The 11,848-nt window shown below is 62.9% G+C and carries 10 protein-coding genes; 4 read left to right on the top strand and 6 right to left on the bottom strand.

Features of this window, described 5'->3' with window-relative positions; all coding sequences use genetic code 11:
• The gene (gene urtE / locus V3C40_RS15335) at positions 1 to 699 is read left to right on the top strand and encodes an urea ABC transporter ATP-binding subunit UrtE (RefSeq protein ID WP_331777893.1); all 699 of its coding nucleotides are present in this window, start codon (positions 1 to 3) and stop codon (positions 697 to 699) included.
• A gap of 139 nt (positions 700 to 838) precedes the next feature.
• On the opposite strand, the gene V3C40_RS15330 is transcribed toward urtE, so the two are convergent.
• The 3 genes from V3C40_RS15330 to V3C40_RS15320 all read right to left on the bottom strand — a co-directional run bounded on the left by V3C40_RS15330 (position 839) and on the right by V3C40_RS15320 (position 2,389).
• Positions 839 to 1,423 carry a chromate transporter gene (locus tag V3C40_RS15330; RefSeq protein WP_034756756.1) on the bottom strand — a complete coding sequence of 195 codons (585 nt, stop codon included), beginning with the start codon at positions 1,421 to 1,423 and terminating at the stop codon, positions 839 to 841.
• Complete coding sequence (locus tag V3C40_RS15325) at positions 1,420 to 2,007, bottom strand: chromate transporter (protein WP_034756758.1); 588 nt, start codon at positions 2,005 to 2,007, stop codon at positions 1,420 to 1,422. The genes V3C40_RS15330 and V3C40_RS15325 overlap by 4 nt, the downstream gene beginning before the upstream one ends.
• A 205-nt stretch (positions 2,008 to 2,212) precedes the next feature.
• On the bottom strand, positions 2,213 to 2,389 hold the full coding sequence (locus tag V3C40_RS15320; protein WP_175444610.1) for a hypothetical protein: 177 nt from the start codon (positions 2,387 to 2,389) through the stop codon (positions 2,213 to 2,215).
• 261 nt (positions 2,390 to 2,650) lie between these two features.
• Here V3C40_RS15320 and V3C40_RS15315 point away from each other — a divergent pair, with 261 nt between their 5' ends.
• The gene (locus V3C40_RS15315) at positions 2,651 to 2,872 is read left to right on the top strand and encodes a hypothetical protein (protein ID WP_051991806.1); all 222 of its coding nucleotides are present in this window, start codon (positions 2,651 to 2,653) and stop codon (positions 2,870 to 2,872) included.
• Positions 2,873 to 3,287: 415 nt separating this feature from the next.
• Here V3C40_RS15315 and V3C40_RS15310 read toward each other — a convergent pair whose 3' ends face one another.
• Positions 3,288 to 3,887, bottom strand: a complete 600-nt coding sequence (locus V3C40_RS15310; RefSeq protein ID WP_235194314.1) for a response regulator — start codon at positions 3,885 to 3,887, stop codon at positions 3,288 to 3,290.
• Positions 3,888 to 4,249: 362 nt separating this feature from the next.
• Entirely contained in the window at positions 4,250 to 4,798 is a 549-nt protein-coding gene (locus V3C40_RS15305) for a phosphohydrolase (RefSeq protein ID WP_166448106.1), read from the bottom strand.
• 188 nt (positions 4,799 to 4,986) lie between these two features.
• Here V3C40_RS15305 and V3C40_RS15300 point away from each other — a divergent pair, with 188 nt between their 5' ends.
• On the top strand, positions 4,987 to 8,124 hold the full coding sequence (locus tag V3C40_RS15300) for an NAD(P)-binding protein (RefSeq protein WP_331777892.1): 3,138 nt from the start codon (positions 4,987 to 4,989) through the stop codon (positions 8,122 to 8,124).
• Between the two features lie 2 nt (positions 8,125 to 8,126).
• Positions 8,127 to 9,038, top strand: coding sequence for an alpha/beta hydrolase (locus tag V3C40_RS15295; RefSeq protein ID WP_331777891.1), 912 nt, complete (start codon positions 8,127 to 8,129; stop codon positions 9,036 to 9,038).
• On the opposite strand, the gene V3C40_RS15290 is transcribed toward V3C40_RS15295, so the two are convergent.
• Complete coding sequence (locus V3C40_RS15290) at positions 9,023 to 11,812, bottom strand: ATP-binding protein (protein ID WP_442907277.1); 2,790 nt, start codon at positions 11,810 to 11,812, stop codon at positions 9,023 to 9,025. The genes V3C40_RS15295 and V3C40_RS15290 overlap by 16 nt on opposite strands.
• Positions 11,813 to 11,848: the final 36 nt, after the last annotated feature.

Raw genomic sequence — 11,848 nt, 5'->3', positions numbered from 1 at the left:
ATGCTGGAAGTTGAGCAATTGAATCAATACTATGGCTCCTCGCACACCTTGCGCGGCATCAATCTGTCGGCGCGCAAGGGCGAATGCCTGGCCTTGCTGGGGCGCAATGGCGTGGGCAAGACGACCTTGCTCAAATGCCTGATGGGCGTGCTGCCCGTGGCGCAGGGCAAGGTGGTCTTCCAGGGGCGCGACATCACGAAACTGACGCCGCATGCGCGGGCCAAGCTGGGCATTGCCTACGTGCCGCAGGGGCGCGACATCTTTGCGCGCCTGACGGTCGAGGAAAACTTGCTGATGGGCATGGCGGTGAAGCGGGGCAAACAAGCGTCGCGCATCGATCCCCACGTGTATGAGCTGTTTCCAGTGCTCAAAGAGATGCTGCAGCGGCGCGGCGGAGATTTGTCCGGCGGGCAACAGCAGCAACTGGCCATCGCCCGCGCCCTGCTGGCCGAGCCGCAGCTGATCATCTTTGACGAGCCGACGGAAGGCATACAGCCCTCCGTCATCAAGGATATCGGCAGGGTCATTTCCTTGCTGAAACAACGTGGCGACATGGCCATCGTGCTGTGCGAACAGTATTTCGATTTTGCCCGCGAGCTGGCCAATGAATTCATCGTCCTGTCGCGCGGCAGTGTCGTCGCCAGCGGACTGGCTGCGCAGATGGATGGCGACGACGTGAAGCGCCATTTGGCCGTGTAGGCTTAATAACTGGCTTAACAACGCCTAACAAAACCGTAGCGAGCGGAAGGAAGTTGTGGTCGAGAAGCGCAACTGTACGAATGTACAGTGAGCATCGCAGGCCGCAAATTACGACGCGCAGTAGGTTTTGATAGGCGTACTAAACCAGCTGGAACCAGCCTAGCACGGCGCCGGCCGCCAGCAGCCACAGCAAATGGATCTTCGTGCGCCAGATGATGAGGCCGGTCACGATGGACAGGCTCCACAGGGGCCAGTCCGTGCGGATGTCATGGTTGGCGCCGCCCAAAATCATGCCCGTGGAAATCAGCAGGGCGACGACGATGGGTGCCATGCCTTGCTTGAACGCGCGCACGGGGCGCAGGTCGCGGTTGCGGTAGCCCCATTGGGCCGCCACGTAGGTGAGGGTCGTGCTGGGCAGCATGATGCCCACCATGGTGATGAACACGCCCAGGTAGGCGGCCGTGTAGCTGCCCGCGTTCATGCCCACGTTCCAGCCCATCAGGGCGACGAACAGCACGTTTGGCCCGGGCGCGGCCTGGGCGATGGCGATCGACTCGTTGAATTGCGCCTGGGTCAGCCAGCCATGCTGTTCGACGAGGAAGCGGTGCATTTCGGAGGTGGTCGAAATGGCGCCGCCGATCGACATCAGCGACAGCATCAGGTAGTGGCCGAACAGGTTCAGCCAGTCGCCCGCGCTCAATACCAGTTGCAAGGGCGGATTCATGGGGACAGCTTTCGATAGGTGAGCAGGCAGCCGATGCCGCCCAGGCCCAGCAGGATGTACAGCAGGGGCCAGCGCAAGATCGCCACCATCAGCACACCGAGCACGGTGATGGACAAGGTCAGCCACAGGGGCAGCGGATGCTTGGTCAGCGCGGTCGCCAGTTTCACGCCCGTGGCGGCGATCATGCCGGCCGAGACGGCCGCCATGCCGCGCAAGGCGCCCGCCATCTGCGGATTGTCGCCAAAGCGCGTGTACAGCACGCCCAGCACGAGCACGATGACGAGGGGCGCGGCCAGCATGCCGGCCAGCGCCGTCAGCGCGCCTTTCAAGCCGAAATAGCGCCCGCCCACCATCAGGGACAGGTTGACGACATTCGGCCCGGGCATGATTTGCGCCACGGCCCAGTCTTCGAGGAATTCCTCCTGCGTCAGCCAGCGCTTGCGCTCGACCATCTCGCGCTGGATCACGGCCAGCACGCCGCCAAAGCCTTGCAGGGCCAGCCAGGTGAACGAGAAGAACAGGTCGGCAAGCGAAGCTGGTTGCGGACGGGGCAGGTCGGGCGGAAGCGTGGAAGGTGCGGGCATGGCTGATTATCGCCGTGCCTGCTTCGCCTTGTCCATGCTTATGTCCATACATAGTTGCTGGCGTGGCTTATAACACCTAACAAAACCGTAGCGAGCGGAAGTAAGTTGCGGTTGAGAAGCGCAACTGTACGAAGTACGGGGCCGCCGAGGCAGTGAGCATCGCAGACCGCAAATTACGACGCGCAGTAGGTTTTGATAGGTGTTCTCAGCCCCCGCCTATGCCGGCGATGACCACGCCCGTGCCGCCGCACATGGGGCAGGGCTGGCCATCGGCCCTGGCGCCCCGGCCCTGGCAATGCGTGCAGACGTTTTCACCGGTGCCGGGGGTGCCGGGAGGGGCGATGTCGCCGGGATTTTTGGCCGGTTCGGGTGTTGTATTCATGTCGTGTCTCCTCGTCCATGCAGCGCGAACGCCGCGTGATGGCAGCCATTCCATACTAGGCCGGCGACAGGCGCTGCGTTTGATCTGCCTTAGACGTGCGGCCTTGTGTATCAGAAAAAAACTGCATGGGAATAACTGGCTGGCATTGACATCGCGCGTTTTTCGGCAATACTTTCGCTGTCACTCTTCCTCGCTGCCATCCCGGCGCCGTTCTCCGCCGCCATGTCCCGCCATGTCTACCTTCCGCAGGAGTCATTCATCATGCTGAGTTCCCAAGAAACCTTGCACATGCCCGTCAAACCCGTGGCGCTGCATGCCCGCGTCGACCAGAAGATGTGCGATATCGTCAACCTGGGCATCGCCGTGCAGGCAGCCTTCAGCACCTTGTGCGCGCTGGAATACCTGAAGTCATACAATATCGCCCCCGAGCTGATCGAGCGCGTGCTGCTGCATCCGGAGCAGCGCCGCCAGACTGTGCATTGAGTATCCGCATGGCAACTGTGTTGCCGGCAGCGTTAGCCCGGTGTTGTCGGATTGATCATTACGGCTCAGTTATGCACAAATGATGGGTTAACGAAATTGCTGAAATAATTTTCCCGTGATTATGTGTGAGTTTCCAAGTGCTTGATTTTAATGGATTTTATTTTTGCTGTTTGATTGAGCAGTTTATTGAAAGCCGCACGGGCTGTGGCTTTGAGGGCTGTCAATAGGCCCTTATCCACAAAGATATCCACAGTCCGTGTGGATATCTGAAAAAGCGCTTAACAATCCGCCACTTAGGAAATGGGGGCCGCCCGGCACATGCGATGGGCCGGCAGGATGGGCCAAAATGGGGCATGCCACAAGCCTGTATGCCTATCCAGTGCTCTGGTTTTATGACTGAAAGTAGCGGCCGTGTTCAGGGCGTGCCGCCGGCCGGCGCCGCTGGCGTGTTGCCGCACTGGGCCAGGGCTGCGGCCAGCTCGGCGACTTGTTGCTCCGCTTCGCGCAAGGTGGCGTAGGTGCGCAGCGAGGCGATCACGGTGGTGAACAACTTGCGCGTGGTCAGGTCCGTCTTGCACCAGAAATCGTTGATGTCGTAGTCGATGATGATGCGGTGTTCGAGCGCCTGGCCGGGCTGGCCCGTGCGCAGGATGATGCGCACGGCGCTGTTGTGCAGATCTTCGCGGATCTGGCGCGCCACTTGCAGCCCGGCATCCTGGGTTTCCATGATCACATCGAGCAGCACCACGGCGATATCGGATGTGCTGCGCAGCAAGGCCAGCGCCTCGGCGCCCGAATACGCGTGCAAAAAGCTCAGCCTGCGTCCCTGGAAGCTGGCCTGGCTGAGGGCGAACTTGGTCACCACGTGCACGTCGACATCGTCATCGACGATCAGCACGCGCCATGGCGCCGCAGTGGCAGGCTCTGCCGCCGCGTCTGCCCGTTCCAGCGGTTCGTCGACCAGCCAGTCCGGTTCGTCCGCCCCCTTGGCGGCGCTATCGCTATCCATGTTCATGCGTTTATCCACCGTTGATCGTGCTCGCTACTCCACACTATGCCAGTCTACGGGGTTTGTCAAAACAATGCTGTTCAAGCAAGACGGCCTGGCGCCAGGATTGCTTATGCACAGCAAAATATATTTTCATGGTGATGAAGTAAGTTTGCTTTAGCGCAAATTCGTGATTGCAAGTCATTGATTTCATTGGGGTAAAAAAATGCCTGTGAAATCAGCAAATTGTTGAAACCCGCATCAATACTGGTGTTGCGGCTTGTCAAGAGGGGCTTATCAACAACTTTATCCACAGTTGCTGTGGATATCTAAAAAAGCCGTGCAAAAACCGGGGCTTAGCGCCCGTTCATGAGGCAAGGCCGTAGCATTCATGCGGCAAGTCCAAGCCCGCTCAGCTGGGCAAAGGCATGGAGGAAGCGCTGCTTCGCTTCGGCCGGACCCATGGCTTCGATTATACCGGGCAAGGGGGCGATGCCGTCAAGGTAAGCCCAGCGTTCGGCCGAGTGCGGCATCAGGTCGCGCTTCTCCGTGGCCAGCGCGATCAGGTCGGCTCGCTTGATGGGCGCGTAATCGGAAAAATCCAGCCCATACGTGGCGGCGATGATGGCGCTGACCTTGTCTTCCAGCACGGCAAATTCCGGCAGCAACACTTTCAAGGGTTTCACCATGTCGCCCAGATAGGCTTCGGCCGCGTCGTGCAGCAGGGCGGCCAGGCGCAAATGGGGCGGCACCAGTTCGGCGACGATCAGGCTGTGCTGGGCAACCGAGTAAAACACTTGCGTCTGGCCATTGAAGCGGCACTGGTAAGCGAGGCCGTGGGCGATGTCCTCGATGGCGACCTTGTCGATATGCGGGCGCAAAGGATAAAAACGGTTGCCGGAATAAGTGGAAACGTAGTCGGTGGTAATCATTGCCATGGCATGGTGCTCGGAACGCTCAAGAGGCTTTATCGTACACCCGATGGCATGGGCTTGCCCCGGCTGCCGTGCGCAACCCCAAGCTATGCATCTTGGCAAATCCTTTAATTTATTTCATGTCATTTCTTGCTGTTTCTAAAATACACTGTAGCAATCTTGTTTTTCTGAAACTTCACAGGGGCAGGGCAATGACGGCGCAACCTTCGGCAAGACCTTCGTATATCTATCAGGGCGGTTCGGTGATGATGCACTCGCCGCTGCAATTGAAACAGTCGGAAATGTATGGCTATTTCGTCAAGGGCGACCTGGCCAAGCTGCAGGCCACCGTGAATACCACCTTGAACCAGGTGGCGGGCAGCAAGATGACCCTGAAAGCCCTGTCGCCGTATGTGATGCTGACGTTTACGCGCGTCAACCATGCGGATTCCGCCAACCCCGTCGACCAGGCCAAGGGCTGGATCACGGAAGTCGACATCGTCACCTGGATCATGGTCGGCCAGATGGATGACGCGGGCAAGCTCGCGCATATCTATTGGTACCCGTGCCATATTTTCGTCGATGACGCGATGGCCCTGATCAACGGGCGCGAGCTGTTCGGCTATCCAAAATATCTGTGCGACTACGAGATTCCCGCCGCCGACAGCGAGCCGCTGCGCTGTTCCGTCGCCGCCAAGGGCTTTCAGCATTTCTCGCCGGAAACGAAACTGGCGCTGCACCCGTTGCTGGAAGTCAACGCCACCGTGCAGACGGGGCCGCACAAGCCCATCAACAGTTTCCTGGAACTCATCGAGCAGGCGTTCCAGATTTTCCTCTCCATCCCCGATTTCTTTGACATGGACCAGGCCGGCTGGGCCGATATTCTGTCCTTGCTGCGCAACCCGCGCATCGACCAGATTTTCCTCAAGCAGTTTCCCGACAGCGCGGGCGTGAAAGCCGTGTACCAGGCCCTCGTGGCCGCGCCGGCCGAAATCAACCGCCTGCACAGCGCGCGCCTGCTCGGTTATGAATACGAATGCACGGTGCACGCTTTCGACAGCTTCCCGCTGGACCAGACCCTGGGCTTGAAGCTGGGACCGCAAACGGCGATTTTGCCCTTCAATGTGAACTTCGATTTCACGGCCATGCCGGGCGAGGAGCTGGTCGACAATTCCCGCATCGCGCCGGAAAAGATCGCCATCCTCGGCGGCGGCGTGGCGGCCATGACCACCGCGTATTACTTGACGAACCAGCCGGGCTGGCAGAACCGGCACGCCATCACTGTCTACCAGCTGGGCTGGCGCCTGGGCGGCAAGGGCGCCAGCGGGCGAAATGCGCAAGCGGGCCAGCGCATCGAGGAACACGGCCTGCACATCTGGTTCGGCTTTTATGCGAACGCTTTCAAGATGATCAAGGAAGCGTATGCGAGCCTGGAGCGTCCGCCCGGCGCGCCGCTGGCCACCTGGCGCGACGCCTTTAAACAGCACGATTACGTGGCCCTGTCGGAAGACGTCAAGGGGCAGTGGCGCAACTGGTCCATCGTCTTTCCCACCTTGCCGGGCGAGCCGGGCGAGGGGGGCGAAGACATCACGCTGTGGCAGATGGCCATCGCCATGGTGGGCTGGATCGAGCAGTGGATACGCCAGATCCGGCAAGTGGCCGATGCCGATGCGCGCATCGTGCGCGCCAGTGCGTCGCAAGGCGAAGGCGTGTGGCCGGGCTGGCTGCGCCGCCTGGCCGATGAAGTGGTGGGGCAGGCTGATGAACTGGGCCTCGACGTGGGCTTGTCCGTCGGCGCGCTGGTGGCGCTGGTGGCCGACTTGGCGCCCGATTCCACACGCCACGACCAGGCCCGCCACCAGCTGCTGGCCAGCACTCTGAACGGCATCCGCGCGTGGCTGCGTTTGCGCTACCGCGCCCTGATCGATGGCGACGATGAATTGCGCCGGTTGTTCACTTGCCTGGACCTGGGCATCACGGTCATGAAAGGCATGTTCGAGGATGGCGTGTTCAAGAACGGCTTTGACGTCATCAACGACATCGATTTCCGTGCCTGGCTGCGCAAGCATGGCGGCGACGAGCAGTTCAGCGTCAACTCGGCGCCCGTGCGCGGCTTTTACGATCTGGTGTTTGCCTACGAGGGCGGCGACTTTTCCAAGCCGAACATCGAGGCGGGGACGCTCTTGCGCTCGATGGCGCGCATCGGCCTGGCCTACAAGGGCGGCATCATGTTCAAGATGCAGGCCGGCATGGGCGACACCATCTTTACGCCGATGTACGAAGTGCTGAAGAAAAGGGGCGTGGAATTCAAATTCTTCCAGCGCGTGGAAGAACTGGTGCCGGGCGCGGGCGACATCGACAGCATCCGCATCACGCAGCAGGTGCAATTGAAGGACCCGGCCGCCGGCTACGCGCCGCTGGTGGACGTCAAGGGCCTCGCCTGCTGGCCCAGCGCGCCCGATTACGCGCAGATCGAACCGGCCCAGGCGGCGCTGCTGCAGGCGCAGGAAGTCAACCTGGAATCGTACTGGAGCGCCTGGCCGCAGCAGTACCAGCAGGCGTTCGGCCGCGCGCTGCCCGCCACGGTATTGAAGAAGGGCGTCGATTTCGACAAGGTGGTGTTCGGCATTTCCATCGGTTCGCTGCAAGCGCTGTGCCCGCAACTGCTGGCGCAAAGCCCGGCCTTGCAGCTGGCGGCCGACAAGGTGAAAACCGTCGCCACGCAGGCTTACCAGGTGTGGCTCAACAAGAACCTGGCGCAGATGGGCTGGACCACGCAGCCGAAAGGCCAGCAGCCGGTGCTGTCGGCTTTTACTGAGCCATACGACACGTGGGCGCCGATGGACCAGCTCCTGGCGCATGAGGATTGGCCGGTCGGGCTGGAGCCGAAAAACGTCTCGTATTTTTGCAGTGCCTTGCCCGTCGACAGCTACCCGCCCGTCACCGATACGGATTTCCCCGCCCGCTGCGCGGCCAAGGCGAAGCAGGGCGCGCTGCACCAGCTCGAGCGCGAGATCGGCGCGCTGTGGTCCGAGGCGGGCGCGCTGGGCGCGTTTCCGTGGCAATGGCTGGTCGACGCGAAGGAGAGCGCGGGACCGGCGCGCTTCGACAGCCAGTACTGGCGCGCCAACGTCGACCCGTCCGAACGCTACGTGATGTCGGTGGTGGGCAGCACGCAGTACCGGCTGGCCACCGACCAGTCAGGGTTCAGCAACCTGTTCCTCACGGGCGACTGGATCAGGACGGGCCTGAACGCGGGCTGCGTGGAGGCGGCCGTGATGGCGGGCATGCAGACCTCGCGCGCCATGACGGGCTATCCGACCGTGATTCAGGGCGAGAAGGATTTCTAGGCATGCGGCGCCTGATGCTGTCGTGTCTAGTCCTGCTCCACCTGCACGCGGGCGCCGCGCCGCCCGGTGCCATTGTGCTGTGGCCGGGCGAGCCGCCCGGTGGTGCGGCACCGGGTCCGCAGCGCGACAGCGCCAAGGGCTCTATCACGCAGGTCGAGCAACCGTATCTGATCGCGCACCGCCCGGCGCAGCCGAACGGTATCGCCATTCTGCTGGTCAGCGGCGGCGGTTATGCGCATATCGAGGCGGGCAAGGAGAGCGGCCCCACCGCCAACTGGCTGCAAACGCAGGGTGTCACGGCGTTTGAACTCGTGTACCGCCTGCCGCAGGAAGGCGGCGGGGTAGCCGCGCCATTCCAGGATGGCCAGCGCGCCATGCGCGTGATCCGTGCGCGCGCGGCCGAATGGGGCATCGACCCGGTGCGCATCGGCATGCTGGGTTTTTCCGCCGGCGCGCACCTGGCCGGCATGACGGCCGTGCAGCCCGATGCCGTCCGCTATGCGCCTGTCGATGCGGTGGATGGCGTCTCCGCGCGGCCAGACTTTGCCGTGCTGCTGTATCCCGTGCTGACCATGCAGCGGCCATTTGACACGACGCATGCGAAGAAACAGCTGCTGGGCGCCCATCCCACGCGGGCGGCGCGCGACGCGCTATCGGTGGAATTGCACGTCGATGCGCGCACGCCGCCCACCTTCATCGCGCAGGCGCTCGACGACCGCGTGTCGCCGCCCGAAAACAGTATATTGATGGCCGCCGCCCTGCGCCGCGCGGGCGTGCCCGTCGAACTGCATCAGTTCCAGAGCGGAGGACATGGCTGGGGATTGGGCAAGCCGGGCAGCGAACCGGCCGCGTGGCCGCAGCTGTTGCTGGCGTGGCTGCGGGCGCATGGCTGGATGCCTCAAGCGCCCGGCTGATTTTCCAGGTCCCGCCGCGCCACGTCCAGCGCCGTCTGCAGCTGCGGCAGGAACTGTTCCACGTTATCGAGCTGGCCGTTCGAGGCCAGGGTTTCCATCTGGTGGCACAGGCCGTGCAGGGTGGGGCGGCTCAGGTAGCCGGCGCTGCCTTTCAGGGCGTGGAAGGCGGCAGCGGCCGCGCTGGCGTTACCATCGCGCACGGCGTGGCAAGCGAGGTCCAGGCGCCGTGGCGCTTCCGTCAGGAACGCTTGCGCGATGCGCTGCAAGTGCTGCTGCGACAGGCCTGCCAGCGGCAGGATATGCACGGGTGTCGTCATGGGATCGGCCGGCGCGGGCGGCTCGTCGTCGGCGCCGTCCAGGCCGAACTGGCGCGCCAGGGTATCGTCTTCGGTGGGTACAGCAGGCGGCAGCGCGTGGCCGCGCGCCAGCAGCAGGTCGATGATGGCGTCGATTTTCTCGAACAGCAGCGCTTCGTCGACGGGTTTGCTGAGGAAGTCGTCCATGCCGGACGCCAGGTAGCGCTGCCGGTCATGTTCGCTGGCGTTGGCCGTCAGCGCCAGGATGGGAATCTGCGCGTCGGCAATGGGGAATTGCGCGTTGCCGCCGGCGCGGATCAGGCGCGCGGCCTGTTCGCCATCCATCTCCGGCATGCGGCCATCCATCAGCACGCAATCGTAGGTGCCGGATCCCAGCGCGCGCAGCGCCTGCTCGCCGTTTTCCACGATGGTCACCTCATGCCCCATGCTTTCGAGCAGGGTGCCGATGATGATCTGGTTGGTGCGCACGTCTTCGGCGCACAGGATGCGCAGACGGCAGGCGTGGCGCGCGTGGCGTGCGGTCCGGCGCGCGTCGGCCGCTGGCGCGCTGCCGTCTTCCAGCGGCAAGGTGAAATGGAAGCGCGAACCGATGCCGACCCGGCTTTCCACGCCGATCGTGCCTTTCATCAGTTCGACCAGTTCCTTGCAGATGGCCAGGCCCAGGCCCGTGCCGCCGTAGCGGCGCGTGGTGGAATGGTCGGCCTGCTCGAATTTCTGGAACAAACGCGGCAAGGTGTCCGCGTCGATGCCGGGACCCGTATCGCTGATGATGAATTCAATGGCGTTGCGGCCGTCCTGGCGTGGCGGCGTACGGGCGCGCCGCACTTCCAGCAGCACTTCGCCATTGGCCGTGAATTTCAGCGCGTTCCCCAGCAGGTTGATGAGGATTTGCCGCAGCCGCGTGGGGTCGGCGCGCACGTAGCGCGGCAGGTCCAGCGCCAGTTCGCGGCGCAGCAGCAGGCTTTTGGCGTCGGCCTGGCCCTGCACGATGCCGGCCGCGTCGCCGATCAGCGCCAGCAGGTCGAAGTCCACGGTTTCCAGGGTCAGCTTGCCCGCGTCGATCTTCGAGAAATCGAGGATGTCATTGAGGATGGTCAATAGCGACACGCCGTTGTGTAAGCCGATGCGCAGGTATTCCTGCGTGCGCCCGCGCACGGACTGGTCGCGCAGCGCGAATTTCAGCATGCCGATCACGCCGGCCAGCGGCGTGCGGATGTCGTGGCTCATGGCCGACAGAAAATCGATGCGGTGGCGGCTGACCACTTCCGCGTGCTCCTTGGCCTTCAGCAGGGCGTCGTTGCTGAGGGTGAGCGCCAGGGTGCGTTCCTGCACGCGCTGTTCCAGGTTATTGCGCAGCAATCGGATCTGGTCGGCCAGGGCAAAGGCCAGCAGCAAACCGTCGAGGGTGCCGCCGAGCAGGGTCACCAGCTGGGCGTTGGCCACCATGGCCGGCATCAGGCCCAGGTTGGCCGGCAGGATCAGAAAGCCGGGCAGCATCAGGGCGACGAAGGCCAGCACGAAGAAGCGCGCCGGCTGGTAGCCGCGCCGCCAGACGACGATGCCGCAGATGAGCGCCAGCAGCATCCAGATGCTGATGGCGATGGTGGCCAGGGTATGCGCATACGACAGGGCGAAGAAGCAGCTCGGCAGCAGCAGCAAGGGCAGCACCAGGTTGATCTTGCTGATGCTGTGCAGCCGGGGCGAGTAGTCGCGCAGGCGCAGGAAATGCATGTAGAACAGCGTGCTGAAGACGGGCAGCAGGAAAAACGGCACGTAATGGAGCTGCAACTGATGCCAGTCGAACAGGTCGGCAAACACGTGGAAAGTCATGGCCCAGGCCAGGCCGTACGTCAGCACGTACAGCGTGTAATAGGCCGAGGCTTTTTCCAGGGTGATGGAAAAAATGAAGAAATTGAACAGGCCCAGCGCCAGCAGGGCGCCGATGGATGCCACCATCAGGAAGTTTTCCTTGCCCACCAGCTTGCGGTAATCGCGCTGCGTCTTCACGCCGAACATGGGCGCGCGCGCGTAATACGGGCTGGAAAAGCGGATCAGGATGTCATACGTGGCACCCGGCGCCAGCTGCACGTTCCCGCCGTAGTGCAATAAATACTCGTGCGGCCGCTGGTAGCCCGTCAGCAAGGTCTGCGGCGCCATGTGCTGCCCGGGGCCATACACGTGCACGTCCACCAGGTCGATCAGGGTGTCGTTCGGGTCGATGACCCAGGCGGTTTCAGCGCTGTCGTTGCGCACCTGCGCATGCAGCCAGTAGGCGCCGCCGAACAGGTCGACCTGGCCGGCCGGACGCTGGCGCGCCAGCCAGGCGGGCAGGGCGGCCGCATCGGCCGGTGCGGCTTCGTTGTCGGCGAGAAATAGTTGCCCACCTATGCCCAAATGGTGGATGCCTTGCTTGCCCAGGGGAATGGGAGTCGCCTGCGCCGCGCCCGCCATGCCCAGCAGGCTGAACAGCAGGCTGAGCAGGAGCGGCCAGCC

Origin of the sequence: Janthinobacterium sp. LS2A (assembly GCF_036543145.1) — a bacterium.
In the GTDB taxonomy this organism is placed as follows: domain Bacteria; phylum Pseudomonadota; class Gammaproteobacteria; order Burkholderiales; family Burkholderiaceae_D; genus Janthinobacterium; species Janthinobacterium aestuarii.
Note: the sequence above shows the minus strand (reverse complement) of the source record. Positions and strands in the feature narration are given on the sequence as shown.